We start from the raw sequence: 22727 nt of genomic DNA, 5'->3' as shown, positions 1-22727 counted from the left end.
AATGAAGCTTCGATGACATCCGCCGGGAAAGAATGCGGACCGGAGCACATGCACCGAGGTGCGCCCCCCTTTACGGGACGGTAGGCCGCCACTAACACCAGGGGGTGGCCGCCGTGGCTCCACGAGGCGGACAGGGGGAGGCATCCAATGCCGGATTCAGGCGCGAAGGCCGGCAGCCGCGACGGCGCCCTGTTCGCCTCCGTCGTCCACGCCCGCGTGCGTCAGGCCCGGGAGCGTCGGCGCGCGCTCTGGCTCCTGCCGCTCGCCCTCGGCTTCCACGCCCTGGTCCTCGTGGGCCTCACCACCGTCTGGCACGGAGACCCCGGAGCCCCTGGCCGCGCCACCGACGGCGCCGGGGACCTGGTGCTCCGGCTCGTCTCGGCGCCACCTCCACCGCCCGCCGCCACGACGTCCACCGTCGCCCGGAAGACGGTGGCGCGCCGGCCCCGCTCCTTCCCGAAGCCCACCCTTCCCACGCCCGGGCCCACGCCTGTCCAGTCACCGACACCTCCCGCCGAGGAAGCCCTGCCTCCGACTCCGGACACCGCCGAGCGGGGCGGCACCGACGTCGCGGCCGCGGCCCCCGGGGGCCTGTCCGGCGGAATCGCGGGGGGCGTGGTGGGCGGACTCGTGCAAGGCGTGCTGGGCGCGAGCAACCCGGGACTCGTCCTCTCACCGCCGCCGCGCCCCACCGAGCAGCAGCTCACCACGTGGCGTGAGCAGTACTTCGAGACGATGTTCCGAGACCGCTTCGAGAACGTGCGCTACCCGCACCAGGCCGCCATGGCCGGCATCCAGGGCAAGCTGGTGGTGCGCATCTCCGTGGGCGCGCGGGGACAGATTCTCGACCTGGGAGTGCTCGGCTACTGCCCGCACTTCGTCCTCTGCAACGCCGCGATGCAGGCCGTGCGCGACGCCGCGCCCTTCCCGCCGCCACCGCCGGAGCTCGGCGGGCGCGTCACCGTGGAGCTGCCCTTCAACTACCACCTGCGCTGAGCGGGCCGGCCACGCTGGAGCTCCGCGGGGAGGTCCCCGTCACTGCGGGAGCCCGAGCGCACCCGCCGCCTGGAGCGCCCGGCGTGCCCGTGCGTGCGAGAGGTTCCACTCGGGCCACGAGCCCTCGTCCGGCAGTCGCTCCGCGTACTGGCGCAGCAGCTCCGCCTGCCACCCGGGCGCCGCGGCCGTGTCACGCACCAACTCGGGCACCGCGTCCGAGGAGAGGCCGGAGAGGTAGCTCACGTCCGGGCCGCTCGAGTCGGTGGCGCGGGCGAGGTTGAGGCGGACGATGAGCGCGTCCGGGTTGACGGCGTTCACCGCCAGCACCGCGCCCAGCGCCGTGACGAAGGCGCCGATGGCGAAGCGCTCGGGCCGCCACCACAGCGTCACCGCGCGCCACGTCAGCACGGCGCCCAGCGCGTACATGAACACGTGCGTGAAGAGGCGCAGGCGCGTGTAGCCGAAGGCGTCCTCGTAGAGCGTCATGCGCTTCACCGCCGAGGCGACGATGACCACCGTGAGCGCCACCATCAGCGAGGCCGCCACGCGGAAGGCCGTTTGTGCCAGCGGCGACTCGCGGCGCGTCCACCGCGCCAGGGCCATGACGAGCCCCAGCGTCATCATCGACACGAGCAGCAGCTCGAAGAAGCCGCGGCGCGCGTACTCGGCATACGTGTAGCCCTCGGCCGGCGACGAGGCGCCGCCGATGAACAGGTACGCCACCTGGAAGCCCGCGAAGACGAGGAAGAGCGCGTCCACCGCGAGGATGAGCGTGAGCGCCTCGGTGAGGCCCAGCCGCGGCTTCGCCGGCGCGGCCTCCACCTCGCCCTGCTCCTGTCCCCTGCGCCGCCGCAGCGCGTGGCCGAGCGCCGCCGCCGCCACACACGCGGAGAACCCCGCCCCGAGCGTCCGGCCAAGGGTGCTGCCGAACAGCGTCCACACGTCGACGTCGAAGAGCCGGTTCATGGCCCCGGCGAAGGCGGCGTCGGCGGACTGCAGGAGGACACAGAAGACGAGCAGCACCGGCAGGGCGATGAGCACGCCGCGCGCGAAGGGCAGCAGGCGCGGCGCGTGCTCGCGCGCGGCCCGCAGGTCCACCGAGTCCCGGACGAGCGCGGGCGGGTACAGCAGGCCACGGAACGTGGAGGACAGCGCCACCAGCGGATAGCCCAGCAGGCCCAGCCGCTGCACCCGGCCCGCCGCCCAGAAGTGCGTGAGCAGGAGCAGCAGCGCGGCGGAGGTCAGCAGGTTCAACGCCAGCAGCCACGAGCTGGCGCGCACCGCGACGAAGCCGGAGATGACGAGCAGCGGCGCCGCGAGCCACGCGTTGGGCCGGGCCCGCTGCCAGCCCTCGCGCCCGCCGAGCAGCACGAGCGTCCCCAGCAGTGCCGTCACCACCAGCGGGAAGGACACGCCCCACTGGGGCCGGTCCAGCAGCACCTCCGCGAGGACGCCCAGGCCCAGCGCCGCCGCCAGCGTGGCGCGAGGCGCACGGACGTGGGGCAGCAGCGGCGTGGCGGCGGCCGCCTGCTGGTACGACGCCACGGCCCCGCTGTCGTCAGGCGAGGCGTGCCTGGAGGGCATGGGCTGGGGCGATGGCGTCCTCGTGGGAACAGACGAAGTCCTGGGAGGCAGGGGCCGGGGCGAGGCGGCGCCCGTGGACGACTCTCCCGGAGGCAGGGACTCCGACGATGACGCCAGGAACGGCGAGGAGGCGGGTGCGCCGAGAGGCGAGGTCTCGCGCGAAGACGCCAGGGACGGCGTGGAGGGCAGTGCCCCGAGGGGCGTGGAATCAGGCGGAACGGACGTGCTCATGACGGCGCACCTCGGACTGGGAAACGGCTCGAGACGCTCCCAGGATGCGCATGTCCCCGACGGGAAGGGCCCCGCCCGGGGTGAGCGGTCGCGGCCGGACGCCGGACGGTCCGTCCCCTTCCCTGGCTGGCGCGCCTGCTGTCGCGGGCCAGCCGTCGGCGTCCACTACCCGGCTTTCATCCAGCCCTCGCGCTCCAGCAGGTCCGCCACGCGGGCGGCCACCTCGTCGCGGATGCGCTCCACCTGCTGCGCCGAGCGGCCCTTCGGGTCCTCCAGGGGCCAGTCCTCGCGCTTCAGTCCCGGCACATTGGGGCACGCCTCGCCACAGCCCAGGGTGATGAGCCAGTGCGCGTCCTGCGCCAGCGAGTCCGTCAGCAGGCGAGGCTTCGCGTCTGACAGGTCGATGCCAATCTCGCGCATCGTCTCCAGCACTTCCGGGTGCAGGCGCTCCGCGGGCCGGGTTCCCGCGGACACGGCGCGTGCCTTGTCCGGGTCCGCCATCACGTTGAAGAACGCCGTCGCCATCTGCGAGCGACCGGCGTTGTGCACACAGGCGAAGATGACCTTGTTCATCGACTACCCCCTCCACTTCCTACGCTTCGGCGCGCCCCTCCCCCCGCGCGCCATGGCTGGTTCATGCCGCCCCCCACGGGCGACGTACGGCGTGAGGCTGTCACACTTGAAGCACGGATGCTCGTGAAGAGAGCCGGAGAGCCCCTGCCCGCCCGCTCGTGTCTGCCTTTACGCAGTCCGTCATGGATGCTCGCCTGTCCCGGGGGCGGGGTGGCGATGCCCCTACCGTTCCCCACCTGTGAGTCGAAGCGCTGGAGGCTGGCCGCCCGGAGGGATGCATAGGTTGGACGGAGCCATGCAGCACATTCCCACATGGATATGGGCGGTCTTCTGGGCGGTGGTGCTCGTGCTCATCGCCGTGGACCTGATTGCCCATCGCGGGCGCCACGGCGAGTCCCACCGGGCCGCCATCATCTGGAGCTGTGTGTGGATTTCCGCGGGGCTGCTCTTCAACCTGCTCGTCTGGCGCGTCTTCGGCGCGCACGCCGCGCAGGAGTACCTCGCGGCGTACTTCATCGAGAAGAGCCTCAGTCTCGACAACGTCTTCGTCTTCCTCGTCATCTTCCGCAGCCTGGGCATCCCCGCGCGCGCCCAGCACAACGTGCTCTTCCTGGGCATCTTCGGCGCGCTCGTCTTCCGCGCCCTCTTCATCTTCCTGGGCGCGGCGGCGCTGGAGCGCTGGAGCTGGGTGGCCTACGTCTTCGGCGGCATCCTGCTCATCACCGCCTGGCGCGTGTTCCGCGAGGACCCGGCCCAGCAGCAGGAGAACAAGGCCGTGCAGTGGCTCGCGCACCGGCTGCCGGTGACGCAGGACGTGCATGAGAAGAGGTTCTTCGTGCGGCTCGCGGACGGCCGGCGCGTGGCCACGCCGCTGCTGCTGGCGCTCCTGGGCCTGGAGCTGACGGACATCCTCTTCGCCGTGGACTCGGTGCCCGCCGCCTTCGCGGTGACGCAGGACACCTTCATCCTCTACAGCTCCAACGCCTTCGCCATCCTCGGCCTGCGGGCGCTGTACCTGCTCCTGTCCGGCGCCGTGGGGCAGCTGCGCTACCTGCACTACGGGCTGGCCGGCGTGCTGGCCTTCGCGGGGCTGAAGATGGTGCTGGAGCCGTGGCTCCACGTCACGCCGCTGTTGTCCGTGGGCATCATCGTCGCACTCATCGGCGCGTCGGTGTGGGCCAGCCTGCGCGCCCGGCGGCGCGAGACGCGAGGCCCGAAGCAGGAGCGGGAGCCGCGCGAGCCCAGGCACCCCACCGAGGTGGAGGCCTGAGCCGGGCGCGCCCGCGACGCGGCTAGTCCTCGTCCTGCGCGCTCGCGCCGGGCAGCTCGTCCGTGCCGGAGCCGCCCAGCAGGAAGGTGTCGAAGGCGGAGCTGGCCATCGCCTGCACCTGCGTCTCGTACGTCTTCAGCAGCGCCACGTTGGCGGCCGCCACCTTCCGGCCCTCCTCGGACAGGTTGTCCAGGCCCGGGTTCGCCGCACCGCTCTCCATGGCCTCGATGGCGGCGCGCAGGTGCGTCTGCGCCTCCTCGGTCTGGGTGCGCTCCTCCTCGGAGAGCGAGTCACCCTCCAGCTTCTTGTCCAGCTCGGCCAGCTGCTTCTCCATCGTCTCGCGGCCCTGCTTCATCGCCCCCTGGGCCTGCGCCATGCCGTCCGCCATCAGCGAGGTGTAGACGGTGGAGGTGATGGTCTGGAACTCGGCGGGCGACATGCCGTGCTTCTTCAGGCCCTCGAGGTAGGCGGCGCGCACGTCCACCGTCATGGACATCATCAGGTTGGCGGCGTCCACGGCCGCGCTGAAGTCGGGGTTCTTCTTGTTGTCCTCGCCGCCGTGCTCCTTCTCGAAGGCGTCGGCCTTCTGCTCCATCGCCTTGAACGCCGGCAGCGCCGCCTCGCGCACGGCGAAGTAGGTCTGCAGCCGCTTCGCGTCGAGCGCGAGCACCTCGCCCTCCGCAGGCACCTGGAAGCCGAAGTTCTGGTTGAGCTTCGCCAGCTCCTCTTCCTGGGCCGCCAGCTTCTGTCCGGCCTCCAGGGTGCCGCCAAACGTGTTCTTCGCCCAGAGGCCGCCGGCCACCAGCAGGCCCACACCCACCAGGATGATGAGACCGCACCCGACGCCCACGCCGATGAGGACCTTCTTCATGAACCCCTCCACAGGAAATGCACCGCGTTGCCCCCGTGCTAACCGGGCAGGCCCTCGGGGAGCAAGGGCCCCCCTCGCGGTGGCGCGGGCGGCCCGGCTGTCGCGGCACGGGCGCTAGGCGCTCGCGTGCGGGGCGTCCGGAGCGGGGACTTCCCGCCCGAGCAGGCGCGGCAGGCGCACCAGGAAGGTGGTGCCCTCGTGCGGCGTGGAGTGGACGCGGAGCCCGCCGCCGTGCGCGTCCACGATGTGCTTCACGATGAACAGGCCCAGCCCCAGGCCGCGGCTGTCGCGGGCCTCCTTGCGCTCGGCGCGCTTCATCGGCTCGAACAGGCGCGAGCGCAGCTCCGGAGGAATGGGCGGCCCCAGGTTGTGGACCGCCAGCGCCACCGCCCTGTGCGTGCCGTGCGTGCGCACCCGCACCGGCCCCTGCTCCAGGCTGTGGTGGATGGCGTTGTTCACCAGGTTGGTGATGACCTGCGCCAGCCGGTCCGGGTCCCACAGGCCGCGGCCGTCGCCATCACACTCGATGACCAGCCGTCGCTCCGGGTTGGCGAGCTGCACCTCGTCCACCACCTGCCGTGTCAGCTCGTGCAAATCCAGCGGGCGGGGCTGCATGGGGATGCCGCCGCCCAGCCGCGCCTGGGTGAAGTCCAGCACGTCGCGCAGCATGCGCGTGGCGCGCTCGGCGCTGGAGAGGATGCGGCCGATGACCTTGCGCTGCCGCTCGTCCAGTTCCTCCCGCCGCAGCAGCGTGGTGGTGGCCATGGTGATGGCGGAGATGGGGTTGCGCAAGTCATGGCTGACGATGCCGATGAGCAACTGCTCGAACTCCGCCCGGCGCTTCGCCTCCTGCTCCGCGGCCCGCCGCTCGGTGATGTCCTGCATGGCCCCCACCATGCGCACCGCGCGGCCCGCGTCGCGAATCACCTGGCCCCGGTCCGAGATGACGGCCCACGTCCCGTCCCCGCGCAGGAAGCGGTACTCATCCCCCCAGTGGAGGTGGCCATCGTCGATGCTGGCGTGCACATCCCGGAGCACCCGCTCACGGTCCTCGGGGTGGATGCGCCGCGTCCACTCGTCGATGTCCAGCGACTGGTGGGACGGCAGGCGGAACTGCCGGGCGGCCAGCTCGCTCCACTCGATGTGGCCGGTCGCCAGCTCCCAGTCATAGATGACGTCGCTGGTGGCGAGGGTGGCCAGCCGGTAGCGCATCTCCGACTGGCGGAGCACCTCCTGCGCGCGGTGCCGCTCGGAGATGTCGAGCGACACGCCCGCCACGCTCACCACCTTGCCGTCGGGCCCCTGCACGGGAGAGATGCGCGTCACGAACCAGGAGCCGCCCAGCTCCAGCTCCATGGCGAAGCACTCGCCAGCCTGGGCGCGGCGGGAGGCTTCGATGAGGTCCGGCCGGTCCGCGTACACCTCGTACAGGGAGCGGCCCACGAGCTGGCTGCCATCCATCCCCGCGGCCCGCAGCCCCTCGCCCTCGCAGAGGGTGATGATGCCCTTCGCATCCGAGGACCAGACGATGATGGGCAGCTGGGTGATGATGCGGCCCAGGTGCTCTCGGGCCTCGTCGCGCTCGCGCCCGGCGCGCCGCACCTCGGTGACGTCCGTGGAGATGCCGCAGATGGCCGTCACGCCGCCGGCTTCGTCCGGCAGCGGGAACTTGACCGACTGGAAGGTGTGCGGCCCGTCCTGCTGGAGATGTTGCTCGTCGGTGACGATGGTTTTCCGGCTGGCGAGCACCTGCCGGTCGCTGAGCTCGCAGACCTCCGCCAGGTCGGGCGGCAACATCTCCTGGTCCGTGTGGCCCACCACGTCGTCGCGGGACTTCCCGATGTTCTGCGCGAAGGTGCGGTTGATGAAGAGATAGCGGCCCCGCGTGTCCTTGGCGTAGATGGCGGCCGGTGCGTGGTCGAGGATGCCGAGCAGCGTCGACTCGGTGGCCCGCCGTTCCTGCGCCTGCGCGCGGCCATACTGCGCCACCGCCTCCGCCAGCCCCACGTCGAGCGCCTGGCTGAGCATGCGCAGCCCGGCCAGCTCCGGCATCCAGCCCGCCTGCGCCAGCTCCTCGAGGATGGCGTCGCGCAGGAGGCCGTACTCACGCACCAGCGTGCCGACATCCACGCCCGCCTGGTAGCGCTCGCGGCCGAGCCGCCCACCCAGGGCCCGGGCCCTCTCCAGGTCCAACGCCACGTGTGCCCCGCGCAGCAGGTCCACCAGCGAGTCCACCAGGCCGGGCGGGCCGCGCGCCCAGGCCACACGGGGCGGCGCCTCCTCCCCGAGCACCTCGCCCACCCGCGCCTCCCAGCGCTGGAGGATGTCCTGCCGCCGCGCCTCCAGCAGGTCCGGGAGCCGGCATGGCGGTGAGGCGCAGGGGTTCATGCAAGCGCCTCCCCTTCGGGAACCCCGAATGAGGACACGCCCATGGCCTCTCGTGAGGAGGTGGGCTTCCAGGATGGATGAGCGGGAGACATGGGCTCCCCCATTGGATACGTCCGCCCGTGCACGGAGGCTGCCCGTCCTCACATCAAGCCCGAGTGATGCCCCGCCCGGGAGGCGGCCACGGGTGCGCCCCCCGTGCCGGGCAGACGCTCACCGCTGACAGGGCACCGGCGAGCAGGCACCCCACACCCCTCGCCGCGCGCGCCGGGCCTCCGCCTCCAGCGACTGGAACTCCGCGCGCCGCGTGCTTCCCGCGGGCGGCACGTGCAGCACGCAGGCATGGCCCCGCTCCACCAGGAGCGAGTTCACCTCGCGCCCGTCCACGGACACGTACGCGAGGAGCCGGCCGAAGCGGTCCGTGCACGCCTCGCCGTAGGCCAGCGTCACCCGCCGCCCCTCCACGAGGCCGCGGTTGAAGGCGTGGGCCTCCGCGCCGAAGCAGTCCCTCGTGCCCCCGGTGCTCTCGGGAGTGTCGGCGAGCAGGTAGCGGATGCGCTCACCGCCCTCCAGCAGGAGCGTGTCCCCGTCGATGACCTCCGCCACGCGCGCCGTGGTGGGGCCACAGGGAGAAGCCGTCTCCCCTCCACCACAGCACGGGAGAATGGTGGCGAGCACGGCGAGCGTCCACGCTCTCATGGCGCGCATGGCCGGTTCTCCACGCCCGGAGTCCCCCGGTCTCCGAGGCCATATCGCGCCCCGGCGGGCGCGGGACAGAAGCTCCCCGCCAGGTCGTTCCGGGTGGCGTCACTCCGCGACGGGTCCACCTGCGAGGACACGCCCGGCACGGCCGCCGTCGTCCAGGTCACCGCGTCCAGGAGCCGCCCCTCCATGGAGAGCCGCAGCACGCGACTGCCCGCGGTGTTCGCCAGGTTGAAGGAGAACGTGCCGAGCACCGCTGGCAGGCCGCCGTTGACGGATACATCCTCGCTGCGCGCCAGCACGGCGCGGGCGCCCGCCTTGAGGGACAGGCACAGCGTCGCGGTGAGCACCGTGCCGCTCCCGCTCTCGTTGGAGAGGGTGACGCCGTTGAGGTCCACGTCCCGCAGGGCGAGGACTTCGACCCACTCGCCCGTGGCATCCGCCACCGCGCTCGGGTCCGCCATGAGCTCGGTGAGGACCAGGGAGCCGGCATCCGGAACCCTCGGTGCGCGCACCCTCCCCGTCGTCCGGTCGATGCACCCGTTCGCGGGGGCTCCCGCGTCGACGGAGCCCGCATCCGGAGCGCCCGCGTCGGGTCTGCCTCCATCCGGAGCTCCCGCGTCGGGCCTGCCTCCGTCCGGTGCGCCCGCATCCGGGACACCGCCATCCCCACCACCACCGCACACCCGATTCGCACGGCCAGGGGTCCCCAGGTTGCCGCGTGTCCCGTAGACCTCCGTGGCCCGACACCACGCCGCCTGTGAGTCATTGCGCTTCGCATCCGCCAGGAGGGCGGACACCTGCGTGGCCACGCCCTCCTCGGCAACCCCATACACGGCGGCATCGACGAGCACGTCTCCCGCCCGCACCATCACCACCCCACCCGCGTTGCGCAGGTCCACGCCGAACGTGGCCGCGGGCGGAGGCAATCCACCGTTGAGCACCGCATCCTCGCGGCGTGCCAGCACCGCAAGCGCGCCCGCCGCGAGCGACACGCACGCCCGTCCCTCCACCCTCGTCCCCGTCGAGTCCGAGCCCACCGTCAGCCCATTCAGGTCCACGGGCGCGGTGGCCAGCACCTCCACCCACTCGCCCAGCGTGTCGTCGCCGCGTGGATTGGCCATCACCTCGGTGATGACCAGGTCTCCTGGACGCGGCCACTCCACGGGCCGCGCGGTGGAAGCCCCCACCGGGACACAGGACGCCGTGACGCCCGCGTCTCCTGTCGCGGGGCTCGACGGCCCGGCCGAAGCACACGGGGCATTCGCGGCTCCCGGGCTCCCCCGTCCCGAAACGCCGTCCTCCGCGCCGCTCCCGTCACACCACCGCTCCGGGTCATCATTGCCGGCCGAGTCGGGCACGAGCCGGCCGTCATAGACGCGGGCCACGCCGCTCTTCGAGGGCGCGGTGAGCGGCACCTCGTCGACCACCCGTGCTCCACACCGCACGCCCAGCTTCCCGCCCGTGTTGCCCAGCGCTCCGAGCGCCTCGCCGTACGCGTGGTCCACGTGCGCGGGCAGCGGGCCCTCGCGCACGTCCCCCAGCACGAGGTAGCTCCCCGCGGCCATCGGCACGGCGCCGGTGAAGAGATAGGCCCGCTCCTGCGAGCCATCCCCACGGGCCGCGTAGAGCGTCAGCCCATCGAGGTCCACGGTGGCGCGCGTGGGGTTGTGCAGCTCGACGTACTCCTGGCCGGTGTCCGTCCCCACCGGGTCATTGAGGTACTCGGTGAAGACGAGGTCCCCGGGCAACAGTCCGGCGCACGCCGCGTCCACCTCCTCGCCGGGAGGCGCCCCTCCACAGGCCCATGCGCCGAACAGCACCACTCCTCCGAGAAGCCTTCCCCATCCCCGCATGTCCGCAACCCTCACGTTCGACGTCCTCCGTTAGAACCGCGTTTCCAGCTCCAGGTGGAAGAGGTGGCGCGGCGGGTCCGGCGGCACGCGGGCCACGCTCGCGTCCTTCAGGTCCAGCACCCACGCGTACCGGGCCCGGGCCGTCACCGCGCCGAAGGCGGCCCAGCTCGCGTCCACGGCCGTGCGCAGCTCCTGCCGCAGCCGACTGCGCTCGGAGAGGTCCTCGTCCTTCCACACCACGCGCCCGCCCAGCTTCAGGGACTCCACGGGCGCGAGCCGCACGTCGAGGACGGCCTGTCCGTCATGCCGGGGGCCCCTGGCCTCGGGCGCCTCCACGCGCGCGTGGCCATACTGCACCGCCACCGTCACCCCCTCCGAGACCTCGGACCGCACCCGCGCCGTGACGCCGTACCGTCCCCGCGAGCAGGAGCCCGCTCCGTCCTGCGCGGAGTCCGTCACCGCGTCCCCGGAGCAGGCGCCGACCTCCGAGTCGCGCAGCTCCACCTGGAGCGACGGCTGGAGCTCCGGCCACCTGAGCCAGTCCCCCCGGGCGGAGGCGCGCAGGTGCAGCGTGCCCGCCGTTCCCGGCGTCGCGCCGTCGGCCGGCAGCGTCCATGCATCCACCTGCCCTCGCACCCTCCAGGCGCCCTCCTCCCGCTGGAGGTAGCGCACGCGGGCGCCCACTTCGTTGCGCACGCGCAGGCCCTCCAGCGCATCCGGACCGGATGGCGCGCCGCTGTAGGGATTGGCGAAGTCGCGCCCGTAGTAGCGCAGCGTCACCTCCAGCTCGCGCCGCTCACCGGAGACCACGGTGCGCTGGAGCGCGGCGAAGCCGCCGCCTCCCTCGGGAGCGACGTCGAAGCTGCGCGCGCCCTCGAAGAAGAGGTCCACCGCGCCACGGCCCCAGGCCGCATCCAGCCCCACCGCGCCGAAGCCGCCGCCCGCCGGGTAGCGGGCTGCCGGCTGGAAGTCGAGCCGGGCTCCCTCCAGCGACCACATCGGCCGGGCGGCCCAGCCGGTCACCCCGACGTGGGCACGCGGGGACAGGGACAGGGTCGCGTTGCCTCCCCCCGCCCACTCGTGGAAGACGCCCGGCAGCGTGCGCGCGGTGAGCCTCTCCACGTGGGAGCCCGACAGCGGCACCAGCACGTCCGGAGCCCGGCAGGTGCCTCGCGAGCCCTCGCACACCGAGCGGTCCAGCACCGCGCTCCGCTGGAGCGAGCGAAGCTGGTACGAGCCGAAGCCGGTGAGCGACAGCTCCGCGCCCGTCCCCACCGGGCCGCGCACGGTGCCCGCCAGCCCCCGGAAGCCCTCATCCCAGGCGAAGTCGGGAGTGACGTCGGACAGGCGCTCCCCGGGCTCGCACCCGGTGCCACCCACGAGGCACTCCCGCTCCAGCGCACCGGGCGGACGCACGCCATCGTCGGGGAGGAAGCCCTCCGGCGAGGGCAACGACGTCGTGTCCAGCGTGAGGCGCTGCCCGAAGCCCAGCCGGTACGTGCCCGCCAGCACGGAGGCGCGCTCCCCCGTCCACTGCGCGTAGAGCTTCGGCAGCAGCACCGCCGTACCGGGTGCCTCGACGACGAGCGCGCGTCGGCCTTCATCCCGCCGGAGTGCGCCCAGGCGACGGCGCGCGAGGGAGAGCAGCACGCCCGCGCGCAGTCCCGCGAGCCCTCCGGCGCGAACCTGCAAAGCGGCGGGCGGCAGCACCGCGTCCGACGCGGCGAAGGCCATCAGCAGCCGCGCATCACCGGCAAGGCGGCCGGGCTCACGCCGCACGAGGAACGACGCGAGCCTCCGCTCCTCCTCCTCCGTGAGGCCCCCGGTAGCGTCACGCGCACCGCGCACCCGCAGCAGCGCATCCACCTCCGCGTACGTCAGCCCGGGCAGTCCGTAGAGCGTCGCCCGCGTCGCGAGCCTCGGGTCCACCCCGGCCCGCCGCAGCGCCAGCAGCGCCGCGAGCGTCTCGCCGGAGATGACTCCCTCTTCCGCCAGCGCGAGCAGGTCCAGCTCACCCGCCGCCTCCGGCTCCACCTCATACGGCGCCGCCTGCACCGGAAGGCACAGCCAGCACCCCAGCAATCCCAGTGAGAGCACGCGACGCACGCCATGCCCTCTCTGCACATCCAGGACCACTGTTCCCTACAGGAACCCCAATCCCTCACACCGTCCGTGTCACGGACGCGGCGTCCACAGGCGAGACACGCCTCACGCCCGTGGGGCCCGGGGGTCCACCCGCAGCAATTCCTCTGCGACGGACTCCGCCGCCGCCGCGCGGGCCTGCGCGGCGGCATGGCGCAGCCGTGCTTCCTCCGAGCCGTCCAGCGCCGCCAGGGCATGGCGCAGGTCGGCTTCGGTGGTCAGCAGCAGTGCCGCGAGGTGCATCCGGTCCAGTTCCATCCGCGTCCAATCCAATAACAACCACCCTGACATGCGGGCCCGACACCCGTTCGAACCCGGCCCTGTGCAGACCCGGGGCCAGCCTCCCAGGCCACCAGCCAGGCATCCGCAATTCCCTCACAACCCGTGCACCGGGAAACGGCCCGGTACGGAGGGCGGAAGGTGTCGCCCCATCCATGTATGCTGTCGCTCCGCACCAATGGGATACGTCCACATCGTCCGAGACCTCCCCTCCCCCCAGGAGGGCTTCGCCCGCACCGTGCGCGTCTACACGCCTGACGCCTACGACGCGCTGCCGCACCACCGCTTCCCCGTGCTCTACATGCACGACGGACAGAACGTCTTCGCCCACCCGGAGTCGGCCCGCTTCGAGACGTGGTGCGCCAACCTCGCGCTGGAGCAGGGCGTGGACGAGGGTCGCCTGGAGCCGTGGATCATCGTCGCGGTGGACTCGGGCGCGGGGCGCCTCCAGGAGTACTCCCCCTGGGACGAGCCGCGCGGCAACGTGAAGGCGCGCGGCGAGGCCTACGGCCGCTTCCTGGTGGAGCACCTCAAGCCGCTGGTGGACCGCACCTACCGCACGCGCCCCGAGCCCGAGTGGACGGGCGCCATGGGCTCGTCGCTGGGCGGGCTCATCTCGCTGTACCTCGGCTGCCGCTACCCGGACGTCTTCGGCCGCATCGGCGCGCTGTCGCCCACCGTCATGTGGAGCCAGGGCCGCCTGTTCGAGGAGTGGTCCGCCCACCGCCGCAGCTGGACGCGCGTCTACCTGGACGCCGGCGAGCAGGAGTTCATCCACACCGACGGCGTGCCCCTCAACTACGGCGAGGCCACGCGCGCCTTCTACGAGCACCTCCAGCGCGCGGGCTACGCGGCCCACGAATTGTCCCTGGTGCTGGAGCCCGGGGGCGAGCACCACGAACGCGACTGGCAGCGCCGCCTGCCGCAAGCAATGCAGTGGCTGCTGGGGTGAGGCGCCTCGCTTGAAGCTCCGCAAGCCCATCCCGCTGGAGCAGCGGCTCGTCTATGTGCAGGTGGTGGAGGGGCTGCTCCAGCACGGGCTCCAGGGCAAGGTGTCCCCCCGGCTGAAGCAGCGGCTGCGGCAGGTGGGCGTGGACCTGGACCGGCCCCTGCTGCCCGCCTACCCGGTGCCGCTGTGGATGCACTGCCTCTCCGTCATCATCGAGGAGGCGTACCCGGGCATGCCCCGCGAGGAGGCCTTCCGGGCGCTGGCCGAGACGCACGTGCAGGGCTACGGGCGCACCGTCATCGGTCGCGCGGTGTACGGCGTCATGCGGCTGCTCGGCCCGCGCCGGCTGGTGCAGCGGCTGCCGCAGACGCTGCACGCCACGGACAACTACACCGAGGCGGAGCTCGTCGAGCGCGGCCCCACCACCTACGAGATGAAGATGAACTCCGCGCTGGACCAGCCCGGCTACGTCGAGGGCCTCTTCGAGGCCATGCTCCGCGTGGGCGGCGCCGAGTCCCCGAAGGTGACGCGCATCCACATGGACCCGGAGGCACCGAGCAGCACGTACCAGATTACCTGGAGGGAGCGCTGACGCTCACTCCCGGGCCTGGATGAAGCGCACCGCCTCGTGCATGGCGTCCACGTCCAGGTGCCGGGTGAGGTACATCTCCTCGCCCATGAGGCTGTGGTAGACGGACGGCAGGTGCTCCTGGTGCTGCAGCAGCGCCGAGCCCAGCTTCTCCACGATCTGCTTGTGGTTGTGCTTGTAGCGGCGGCTCTTGCGGCGCGCGCTGTGGCAGACGTTGTAGCGCGGCGTGTAGCGGAAGTCCGCCACCGGGTCCCCCGTCACCACGCGCGCCCAGAGCCGGTACACGTCGATGTCGCACGTGTAGTTCATCATGTCGGTGATGAAGCCGCCGGGCGGGCGCAGGTTCACCTCCAGCACGATGAACTTCCCATCCGGCAGCTTGAAGAACTCCAGGTGGAACCAGCGCTCGCGCAGGCCGCACGCGGCCACCACCTCGCGGCCCAGCACGTCCAGGCCGGGGGGAACCTCCTGGAGGCTCCAGAAGGAGATGTCGCGCTTCTCCAGCACCGTCTCCATGCCGCCGTCGCTGTACTGGTGGCTGAGGCTGAAGACGATGGCGCCGTGCCGGTCCACGATGCCGTCGTAGGTGACGATGGTGCCGCGCACGAAGGGCTGGGCCACGTAGGACGTGGGCAGCGGGTGGGCCAGGGCGGCATCCACCTCCTTGTCGCTGGCGACCTTGAAGGTGTGGGCCGCGCCCACGCCCACGTCGGGCTTGAGGACGAGCGGGTAGCCCACCTTCTCGGCGAAGGCCTTCACCTGGCCGGCGTCACGCACGCGGATGAGCTCCGGGTGGGGCACGCCGGCGGCGTGGAACACCTCGGCCATGCCGGACTTGGAGCGCAGCCGGTGGATGTCCGCGGGCTGCAGGCCGGGGACGTGGAAGTCCTCGCGCAGGCGGGCCTCCACCTCCAGCCAGGACTCGTTGAGCGAGTCGATGCGGTGGATGCGCCCGTGCTTCCAGGTGAGGTAGCCGGCGGCGCGCAGCAGCGAGTCCTCGTCATGGAGGTTGGGGACGAGGAAGTACTCGCGCAAGGACTCGCGCAGCTCGGAGCGCAGCGAGTCGAAGGGGGCGTCGCCGATGCCCAGCACCGTGACGCCGCGCTCGCGCAGGGCCGTGACGAAGTGGAAGAACTGGGGCGGGAAGTGGGGGGAGATGAAGACGAAGTTCATGGCTCCTCGGGGCGGGTCCCGACGAGGGTGACCATAGCGGCGCCCCGGGGCGAGTCCTACTTCCTTGCCACCCCTCCAGGAGGGTGTACGACATTTCACTCCCGGCATGAGGGGGGCACGGGCATGGCTCCCAGGGGGGCAGGCGAGCCCACCGGGGAGGGGGGGATGGCCCCCACGAAGCCCGGGCGCCTACGCTCGGGCGCACACCCAGCCACGAGGTCCGTCACGAACCGCTTCACGGGAGCCGCGACTCCACTCACTGTCCAGGGCATCGACGCGTGTGCCAGCCGGCTGTCCGTCCACCCCGCGGAGCTGTGGACGGTGCTGCAGGTGGAGACGCGCGGCTGCGGCTACTTCGCGGACCGCCGGCCCGTCATCCTCTTCGAGCGCCACATCTTCAGCCGCCGGACGAAGGGCCGCTTCGACGCGCAGGCGCCTGACCTCAGCAACCCGAAGGCCGGGGGCTACGCGGGCGGCGTGGCGGAGTACGAGCGGCTCGAGCGGGCGCTCGCGCTGGACGCGTCCGCCGCGCTGATGAGCGCGTCCTGGGGCCTGGGACAGGTGATGGGCTTCCACGCCACGGACCTGGGCTACGGCTCCGTCGAGCAGTTCGTGGACCGGATGATGGCGTCCGAGGACGAGCAGCTCGGCGCGCTCGCCGCCTTCATCGAGAAGAACGGGCTGGTGAAGCCGCTGAAGAACCACGACTGGGCCAGCTTCGCGAAGGGCTACAACGGCCCGGCCTACGAGAAGAACCAGTACGACAAGAAGCTGGCGTCGGCGTACCTGCGGCTGTCCACCCAGGCCTCGCCGGACGTGGTCGTGCGGGAGGGACAGCTGCGGCTCATGTTCCTCGGCTTCGAGCCCGGCACCCCGGACGGAGCGCTGGGCTCGCACACGAAGGCGGCGCTGAAGAAGTTCCAGGCACAGCAGCAGCTCCCCATCACCGCCATGTTCGACGCGGCCACGCTGGACGCGCTGCGGGCGCAGCAGGCCTTCCTCCCCCGGAGCGACACGGGCACCGAGGCGCTGGCGAAGCAGGCCAGCGCGCCCCTCGCAGTGAGTGCGCCGGCTCCCGCCCCCGCGCCCGCGGCCGCACCCGCCATCGCGGTGAGCCTGCCCACCGCCGCGGCCTCACCCGCCCCGGCCCCCGCGCCCGCCGCGTCCGCACCGGCCGTCGCCGTCACCCCCGCGCTCACGGCCGTGTCCGCACCGGCCCTCGCCGCCAGCCCGCCCACGTCGGAGTCCGCGCTCGCCGTCGCTTCCACCGGCACGGAGCTCCAGCCCGCGCGCAACACCGTCGTCACCGCGCCCGCCTGGACGCTCGCGCCACGCGCCAGCCCCGGCACCGCGGCCACGCTCGAGCCCCTCACCGTCATCCCCTCGGATGCACCGGAGATGCGGGAAGCCCCGCCGCTCCAGGAGCCCCTGGCCACGCAGCTCCGCCAGCGCCTCTCGCAGCCGATGGAGCCGGACGTCCAGGCCGAGCTCTCGCGAGTCCTCGTGCTGCGCGGCAAGGCCGCTCCGGAGCTGGGCGCGCCCGCCGTGGAGACGCTGGACCTGTGCCTCACGGCCCTGCTGGGCGACAAGCCCAACCTCTCCTTCGCGAAGAGCACGCGCCTGCGCATCGCCTCCGCGCTCGCGGACCGCCTCTACCCGCTGCGCCCGCTGCCCATCCTCCGCTCCAGCTCGCCCTCCATGCAGGTGGTGCTCGGGCTGGGGCTGCTGCTGCTGTGCTGCCACGGCCTCGCCACGCTCGTGCACCAGTTCCTCACCACCGAGGCGACGACGTTCCTCGGCCTCCACGCCCGCACGCTGTTGCTCGTCGGGCTGTGCGGCGCCTTCGGTGGTGTGGTGAGCATCCTCATGCGGCTCGGGGACTTCGAGAAGATGCGGGGCGCCAGCCGCGTCTCCATGCTGATGCAGGGCTTCTTCAAGCCGCTGGTCGGCATGTACTGCGCCATCTTCGGCTTCGCGCTGATGAAGTCCGGCGTGCTGCCCCTCCAGCCGGCGACGCCGGAGGCGGCCCTCTACCTCAACATGTCCGTGTGCTTCCTGCTCGGCTTCAGCGAGCGGCTCGCGCAGGACCTGTTCATCCGCGCGGGCGAGGGGCTCGTCACCCAGGGCGCGAACCGCTCCCCCACCTCCTGAGCCCACGGGGCGGGCCCCTGCCATGCGGCGCAAGGGGCCCGGGACTCAGGGGCGGAGTCAGTGCCCTACTTCCGGCACTTCCGGCACTCCTTCCCAAAGGGCGTGCTCAGGCTGTCGCCATCTTCATAGCGGCAATCGTTCGCGGACTTCGCGCCGATGCGGACGTCCTTCGGGATGTAGTCCTGGAAGATGATGCACACCTGGGCTCTCTGGTCGGGGCCCTGCACTTCGAAGCGGTAGTCCGCACCCAACTCCTGGCACGGCCCGCCGTTGGACTTGAGCCGGTCCGTCACCTCCTCGAAGCCTCGCGACTCCGTGATGAGGAACACGCGGAGGTCCTCGACGGGACAATCACCGAAGTCGAGGAAGATGTGGGTGATGTTCTTGTCGCGCTCGATGGGGTCGAAGCAGATCTTCTTCCCACATTGGTCGTAGTCACCGGAGTCCTCCTCCGCCTGGGTGAGGTAGCGCTCGACCGGGCTCGGAGCGGCGTCGTCCACCGCCGCCTCACCTCCACAGCCCACGCCCACCACGCCCGCCATCACCGCCGCCACAAGGCCCGCTTTCCACTGGCGCATCGAAGACCTCTCTTCCCTGCCCGAAGGCAGCACCCGGGAGCGTCCATCGCTCCCCGGGCGGCGCATCGAGCAACCCATGTGCCGCCCGCGAGGATGTCGGGGCGTGAAAGGCCCACCGGACCGCAGAGGCATGTCCCACCGACCGCGAGACGGGGTCAGCGCCGCATGCACGTCCGTCGCAGGGCAGGCCTTGGGACGTCGCGTTCCGCCCGGTTCCCTTCGTGAGGACCCCGGGGGATGTCGTTGAGGGAAAAACTCTCTCCGGGGTCGCCGAGACTCGGAGGAGCGCGGACGACACTTGCGAGGGGGCAGGCGCCGCGTGCTATCTCGCCCGGGCATCCCGAGGGCTCCCGGTGGCCGTGCACCGTGCGCGGGATGCCCTGGAGCCGTGAGCGTTGGAATCCCCCGCCGTCATCGAGAAGGTCTCCCCGGGCCCCTGGGAGCGCTGGGGGCCGTGGCCAGGCGCGGTGCTCGGCATCCTCTGGTATCTGCTGCTGGGCGGCGCAGGGACGCTCGACCCGACGAACCTCGACTGGGTGGGCGGAGGCGACCACGCGCAGCACGTCCTCGGCTGGCTCCACTTCCGTGACGCCCCCTGGGGCTTCCCGCTGAGCACGCCTTCCCTCGTGTACCCGCTGTCCACGTCGGTGGGCTACACGGACTCGAACCCGTGGGTGTCGCTCGCGCTGAAGCCCTTCTCGCGCTGGCTGCCCCGGGACTTCCAGTTCATCGGCCCCTGGTTCGCGCTGTGCTTCGCGCTCCAGGGGTGGATGGGTGTGAAGCTCATGCAGTGCCTCACGCCCGGAGCGGGGCGGCACCTGCTGGGGGCCTCGCTGTTCATCATGTCGCCCGTGCTGCTCTCCCGGAGCGGCCACGACACGCTCTGCGCGCACTGGATGCTCCTGGGCCTGCTGTGGCTCCACCTGCGTCCGCGCGCGGACACCCGGGCGGCGTGGAGGGACGTGGGCGGAGCGCTCGCGCTCAACGTGCTCGCGGCGGGCGTCCACCCGTACCTGGTGGTGATGGTCTTCACCCTCACGGTGGCGCTGCTCTACACGCTGGTGACGCGGGAGCGGCTCCTCTCCTGGCGCGCCGGTGGCATGGCGCTCGCGGGCGTGCTCGGCGCGGTGGGCGTCCTCTTCGTCCTCTTCGGCTACGTGGGCGGGGGCGCGGGGCTGGCGGCGGACCTGAGCTTCGGCCACTTCAGCGCGGACATGCTCACGCTCTTCAACCCCCAGGGTATGTCGAAGCTGCTGCCGGACCTGCCCATGCGGCCCGGGCAGTACGAGGGCTTCGGCTACCTCGGCACGGGAGGGCTCGTGCTCGCGCTCGTGCTGCTCTTGCAGCCCTCGCGCTGGTGGCCACGCGCGAAGGAGGAGCTGCGGGCCCGGAGGCCGCTGGTGCTCGCGGTGCTCGCCCTGACGCTGCTGGCCTTCTCCACCGTGGTGTCGGTGGCGGGCCGGAAGGTGCTCTCGCTGCGGGGCGTGACGCAGGCGCTGCTGCCGGTGCTGGCACCCTTCCGCGCGTCGGGGCGGTTCATCTGGGTGCTCGACTACGCGCTGCTGACGGGCCTCCTCGGGCTCGCCACGTGGCGCTGGAGGCAGCGCCCCCGCGTCCTCACGGGCCTGCTGCTGGGCGCCGTGCTCCTCCAGTTCCTGGACACGACGGACCTGTGGTGGCGGGGCCGCTTCCAGGGCGAGCCCTGGCCGAGACTGACGGCACCGGAGTGGGAGCAGGTGGACCCGACCTACCGGCACATCGTCCTGTTCCCCCCGGCAATCCAGAACTGGAGCGAGCCGTGCGCCGCGCAGTCCTTCCCGGAGAACGCCTACGTGCGCTTCGGGGACCTCGCGTACCGCAAGGGGATGACGACGAACAGCGCCTACGTGGCGCGCTTCGACGCGGCGAGGCTGAAGGCCCTCTGCGAGGCCCTGCGCGCCGACGTCCGCGACGGCCGCTTCGCCCCGGACACGCTCTACGTGGTGGACGCCAAGGAGGTGTCCGCGTTCCAGCGCCCGGAGGCGGGGCTCACGTGCGGCGTGCTGGACGGGTACACCGTCTGCGTGGCGGCGAAGGAGGGCCGCTTCCGCGAGGCCCTCATGAACAAGGGGGGCCCATGAGTCGCTCCACCTCGCGCCGCGCGTGCGCGCTCTTCACGGCCGCGCTCCTGACGGGATGCGCGAGCACCACCACCATCCGCAGCACCCCGTCGGGCGCCACCGTCTACGTCGACAACCAGCGCGTGGGCACCACGCCGTGCAAGTACTCCGACCGGCGCCCGTCGTTCTCCCGGGTGAGTGTCCGCCTGGAGAAGGAGGGCTACCAGCCCCTCACCTCGGTGATGCGCCGCGACGGGAGCGTCGAAATCCCCGCCCTCCTCTTCGGCGGTCTGCTCTTCCCGCTCATCTGGGTGGCGGGCTATCCCGGGCAGCACAGCTACGTGCTCCAGCCCGTGACGGACCTGGAGGACCTGGACTGGGACCGGCCGCCCGGGCCCGACACGGACGACCTCTACTGACTAGAAGAGCCAGCCCGCGCCGATGATGGGCAGCAATTGCAGGCGGGGGCCGCCGTCCTTCGGGTAGATGGCGAGCCCCAGCCCCGCGTCGATGAAGAAGCCGCCCTCGGCCACGTACTGGAGGCCGGCGTCCAGGTGCAGGTTGAGGTTGAAGATGTCCTCGGCGGGGATGTCGCCGGGCCGCTTCGGGTTGGTGGTGATGGTGTGGCCGCCCACGCCGATGCTCGCGTTGTCGCTCCCGAGCCCGGGCACGCCCACGTGGACGCCCGCGCCCAGGAAGGGGCTGAAGCGCGAGTTCACCAGCGTCCACCGCGTGCCCGCGTCGATGCCGCCGAAGCCGATGTCCAGCGCGACGTAGGGGAACAAGTCCCTGCGCGCCACGTAGGTGGCCGCGATGACCATCACCCCGCGCGAGCTGAAGAGGTCCAACCCCACGCCCCAGATGCGGCCCAGCCGGGGGTTGCGCTGGAACTCCAGCAGCGCCTCCGCGCGCTGCGTCTCCTCGCGCGCCTGCGTGGCCTCCTCTTCCTGGAGCTGTTGATACCGGCGCAGGAAGTCCGGGTCCTCCGGCAGCGTGGGGTCCGCGGCGATGGCCGCGCGCAGGGCCCGGTGCTCGCGGCCCTTGTCGCCCGTGCGCTCGTAGGCCTCGGCCAGGCGCACCAGCCCGCGCGCCCGCCCGCGCAGCGAGGCCGCGTCGTCCGGCACCTCCTTCAGCACCTGGTCGAAGAGCCGCAGCGCCGCGCGCGCCTCGCCGGCCGCCAGCAGTCGCAGCGCCTCGTCGCGGCGCCAGTCGCGCAGTTCCGCCGGGTCGCCGGTGTCGTCCGGGCGGCCCTTGAGCAGGCCCGAGGACAGCGGCCGGGGCTCGAAGGCCAGTCCACTCACCGCCACGCGCGCACCCGCCTCCAGCTTCACGGCGGCCGACTCCACCGACTCCGCGCCCACGCGCTTGACGTGGTAGTCGCCCGGCGCGAGCGCCAGCAGCAGCTCCCGCTCCGGACGGGTGCGGCCCTCGGCGGCCAGCCGCCGCTCGCCGCGGTCCACCACCACGTAGCGCTCGCCCTCCGCGCGCGGCAGCACCAGCGTGGCCGAGGCGCGCTCCAGCCACGTCAGCACCACCTCGCCCTGCCCCTTCAGCTCGTAGCGGAAGGCGGGCCGCTGCGGCACCGGAGTGGCCACGGTGTCCGCCTCCGTGCGCTGGAAGGCGTGCTGGTACGCCTCGGAGAGCGATACCCTGCCGTCCTCGTTGGCATCCGCCGCGCCGCGCAGGCCGGAGACCAGGTGGTGGGTGAAGACGGAGCCCGCCAGGGCGCGCCGCTCCTGGGACAGCTCGTCCGCGCCGCTGGAGGTGAGCAACGCGAGCCCGTTCACCTCCAGCTCGTCCACTACCTGGGACTCGAAGGTGGCCACGGGCTTGCCGCCCTTGGTGTCGACGATGGAGCCGCTGCGGCACGCATCCACCACGCCCAGCCGCACGCGGCCCGGAGAGTCGCGCAGCATCGCGTACAGCTCCTCGTGGGACAGCGGCTCGCCACGCAGGTGCAGGTGCCGTGCGTCCGCGTGGCCCGAGTAATAGACGAAGAGCAGCGTGTCCCCGCGCCCGGCGCGCAGCCAGCCGCTCATCTTGCGCAGCAGCGCGCGCACCTCGGTGGTATCCGGGTCTCTCAGCAGGTGGACACGGTCGGCGGAGAAGCCGCCCAGCTCCACCAGCACGTCGCGCACGTGCTCCGCGTCGGACTCCGCGTGGCGCAGCGGCTTGTCGTTGGCCCAGCCCACATTGGCGCCGATGACGACCGCGTAGCGCTCCTCCGCGAGCGCCGACGCAGGCACAGCCAGCAGCGCGGCGGCGAGCAAGGCCCAGGTGATGCGTGACATCCGTGTTC

18 protein-coding genes are annotated in these 22727 nt (G+C 72.2%); 7 read left to right on the top strand and 11 right to left on the bottom strand.

The window, feature by feature from the left end; genetic code table 11:
* Positions 1-147: 147 nt before the first annotated feature.
* On the top strand, positions 148-996 hold the full coding sequence (locus ACX9TP_RS03835) for a TonB family protein (RefSeq protein WP_482978341.1): 849 nt from the start codon (positions 148-150) through the stop codon (positions 994-996).
* Positions 997-1035: 39 nt separating this feature from the next.
* Here ACX9TP_RS03835 and ACX9TP_RS03830 read toward each other — a convergent pair whose 3' ends face one another.
* On the bottom strand, positions 1036-2541 hold the full coding sequence (locus ACX9TP_RS03830; RefSeq protein WP_482978340.1) for a DUF4153 domain-containing protein: 1506 nt from the start codon (positions 2539-2541) through the stop codon (positions 1036-1038).
* Positions 2542-2976: 435 nt separating this feature from the next.
* A complete protein-coding gene (locus ACX9TP_RS03825; protein WP_482978339.1) occupies positions 2977-3384 on the bottom strand; it encodes an arsenate reductase ArsC in 408 nt (135 codons plus the stop codon).
* 295 nt (positions 3385-3679) lie between these two features.
* Between ACX9TP_RS03825 and ACX9TP_RS03820 the strand changes: the two genes are divergently transcribed.
* Positions 3680-4654, top strand: coding sequence for a TerC/Alx family metal homeostasis membrane protein (locus ACX9TP_RS03820; protein WP_482978338.1), 975 nt, complete (start codon positions 3680-3682; stop codon positions 4652-4654).
* 22 nt (positions 4655-4676) lie between these two features.
* On the opposite strand, the gene ACX9TP_RS03815 is transcribed toward ACX9TP_RS03820, so the two are convergent.
* From ACX9TP_RS03815 to ACX9TP_RS03790, 6 genes are all read right to left on the bottom strand, one after another.
* Entirely contained in the window at positions 4677-5525 is an 849-nt protein-coding gene (locus tag ACX9TP_RS03815; protein WP_482978337.1) for a hypothetical protein, read from the bottom strand.
* 114 nt (positions 5526-5639) lie between these two features.
* Positions 5640-7913: a PAS domain-containing protein gene (locus ACX9TP_RS03810; RefSeq protein WP_482978336.1), complete on the bottom strand. Its 2274-nt coding sequence runs from the start codon at positions 7911-7913 to the stop codon at positions 5640-5642.
* A gap of 210 nt (positions 7914-8123) precedes the next feature.
* A complete protein-coding gene (locus ACX9TP_RS03805) occupies positions 8124-8618 on the bottom strand; it encodes a thermonuclease family protein (RefSeq protein WP_482978335.1) in 495 nt (164 codons plus the stop codon).
* Positions 8606-10468, bottom strand: coding sequence for a lamin tail domain-containing protein (locus ACX9TP_RS03800; RefSeq protein WP_482978334.1), 1863 nt, complete (start codon positions 10466-10468; stop codon positions 8606-8608). Before ACX9TP_RS03800 ends, ACX9TP_RS03805 begins: the two co-directional genes overlap by 13 nt.
* A gap of 30 nt (positions 10469-10498) precedes the next feature.
* The gene (locus ACX9TP_RS03795; RefSeq protein ID WP_482978333.1) at positions 10499-12574 is read right to left on the bottom strand and encodes a hypothetical protein; all 2076 of its coding nucleotides are present in this window, start codon (positions 12572-12574) and stop codon (positions 10499-10501) included.
* 102 nt (positions 12575-12676) lie between these two features.
* A complete protein-coding gene (locus ACX9TP_RS03790; RefSeq protein WP_482978332.1) occupies positions 12677-12868 on the bottom strand; it encodes a hypothetical protein in 192 nt (63 codons plus the stop codon).
* Between the two features lie 199 nt (positions 12869-13067).
* Between ACX9TP_RS03790 and ACX9TP_RS03785 the strand changes: the two genes are divergently transcribed.
* A complete protein-coding gene (locus tag ACX9TP_RS03785; protein ID WP_482978331.1) occupies positions 13068-13841 on the top strand; it encodes an alpha/beta hydrolase in 774 nt (257 codons plus the stop codon).
* Between the two features lie 10 nt (positions 13842-13851).
* Positions 13852-14430, top strand: a complete 579-nt coding sequence (locus tag ACX9TP_RS03780) for a DUF2378 family protein (RefSeq protein ID WP_482978330.1) — start codon at positions 13852-13854, stop codon at positions 14428-14430.
* Positions 14431-14433: 3 nt separating this feature from the next.
* On the opposite strand, the gene ACX9TP_RS03775 is transcribed toward ACX9TP_RS03780, so the two are convergent.
* The gene (locus ACX9TP_RS03775; protein ID WP_482978329.1) at positions 14434-15600 is read right to left on the bottom strand and encodes an ATP-grasp domain-containing protein; all 1167 of its coding nucleotides are present in this window, start codon (positions 15598-15600) and stop codon (positions 14434-14436) included.
* Positions 15601-15765: 165 nt separating this feature from the next.
* Between ACX9TP_RS03775 and ACX9TP_RS03770 the strand changes: the two genes are divergently transcribed.
* Positions 15766-17751 carry an N-acetylmuramidase domain-containing protein gene (locus tag ACX9TP_RS03770; RefSeq protein ID WP_482978328.1) on the top strand — a complete coding sequence of 662 codons (1986 nt, stop codon included), beginning with the start codon at positions 15766-15768 and terminating at the stop codon, positions 17749-17751.
* 65 nt (positions 17752-17816) lie between these two features.
* Here the strand turns inward: ACX9TP_RS03770 and ACX9TP_RS03765 are convergent, their stop codons facing one another.
* The gene (locus ACX9TP_RS03765) at positions 17817-18329 is read right to left on the bottom strand and encodes a hypothetical protein (protein ID WP_482978327.1); all 513 of its coding nucleotides are present in this window, start codon (positions 18327-18329) and stop codon (positions 17817-17819) included.
* Between the two features lie 395 nt (positions 18330-18724).
* Here ACX9TP_RS03765 and ACX9TP_RS03760 point away from each other — a divergent pair, with 395 nt between their 5' ends.
* Both ACX9TP_RS03760 and ACX9TP_RS03755 read left to right on the top strand, forming a co-directional pair.
* A complete protein-coding gene (locus ACX9TP_RS03760) occupies positions 18725-20449 on the top strand; it encodes a DUF6311 domain-containing protein (RefSeq protein WP_482978326.1) in 1725 nt (574 codons plus the stop codon).
* Positions 20446-20847: a PEGA domain-containing protein gene (locus ACX9TP_RS03755; RefSeq protein ID WP_482978325.1), complete on the top strand. Its 402-nt coding sequence runs from the start codon at positions 20446-20448 to the stop codon at positions 20845-20847. The genes ACX9TP_RS03760 and ACX9TP_RS03755 overlap by 4 nt, the downstream gene beginning before the upstream one ends.
* Here the strand turns inward: ACX9TP_RS03755 and ACX9TP_RS03750 are convergent, their stop codons facing one another.
* Positions 20848-22719, bottom strand: a complete 1872-nt coding sequence (locus ACX9TP_RS03750; protein WP_482978324.1) for a caspase family protein — start codon at positions 22717-22719, stop codon at positions 20848-20850.
* Positions 22720-22727 lie beyond the last annotated feature (8 nt).

The sequence above is a fragment of the Pyxidicoccus sp. M15 genome (assembly GCF_056858435.1).
Note: the sequence above shows the minus strand (reverse complement) of the source record. Positions and strands in the feature narration are given on the sequence as shown.

Coding starts and splice junctions, on each gene's coding strand:
- ACX9TP_RS03835 (WP_482978341.1), top strand. CDS start 148: ATGCCGGATTCAGGCGCGAAGGCCGGCAGCCGCGACGGCGCCCTGTTC.
- ACX9TP_RS03825 (WP_482978339.1), bottom strand. CDS start 3,384: ATGAACAAGGTCATCTTCGCCTGTGTGCACAACGCCGGTCGCTCGCAG.
- ACX9TP_RS03820 (WP_482978338.1), top strand. CDS start 3,680: ATGCAGCACATTCCCACATGGATATGGGCGGTCTTCTGGGCGGTGGTG.
- ACX9TP_RS03815 (WP_482978337.1), bottom strand. CDS start 5,525: ATGAAGAAGGTCCTCATCGGCGTGGGCGTCGGGTGCGGTCTCATCATC.
- ACX9TP_RS03810 (WP_482978336.1), bottom strand. CDS start 7,913: ATGAACCCCTGCGCCTCACCGCCATGCCGGCTCCCGGACCTGCTGGAG.
- ACX9TP_RS03805 (WP_482978335.1), bottom strand. CDS start 8,618: ATGCGCGCCATGAGAGCGTGGACGCTCGCCGTGCTCGCCACCATTCTC.
- ACX9TP_RS03800 (WP_482978334.1), bottom strand. CDS start 10,468: ATGCGGGGATGGGGAAGGCTTCTCGGAGGAGTGGTGCTGTTCGGCGCA.
- ACX9TP_RS03790 (WP_482978332.1), bottom strand. CDS start 12,868: ATGGAACTGGACCGGATGCACCTCGCGGCACTGCTGCTGACCACCGAA.
- ACX9TP_RS03785 (WP_482978331.1), top strand. CDS start 13,068: ATGGGATACGTCCACATCGTCCGAGACCTCCCCTCCCCCCAGGAGGGC.
- ACX9TP_RS03775 (WP_482978329.1), bottom strand. CDS start 15,600: ATGAACTTCGTCTTCATCTCCCCCCACTTCCCGCCCCAGTTCTTCCAC.
- ACX9TP_RS03770 (WP_482978328.1), top strand. CDS start 15,766: ATGGCCCCCACGAAGCCCGGGCGCCTACGCTCGGGCGCACACCCAGCC.
- ACX9TP_RS03765 (WP_482978327.1), bottom strand. CDS start 18,329: ATGCGCCAGTGGAAAGCGGGCCTTGTGGCGGCGGTGATGGCGGGCGTG.
- ACX9TP_RS03755 (WP_482978325.1), top strand. CDS start 20,446: ATGAGTCGCTCCACCTCGCGCCGCGCGTGCGCGCTCTTCACGGCCGCG.
- ACX9TP_RS03750 (WP_482978324.1), bottom strand. CDS start 22,719: ATGTCACGCATCACCTGGGCCTTGCTCGCCGCCGCGCTGCTGGCTGTG.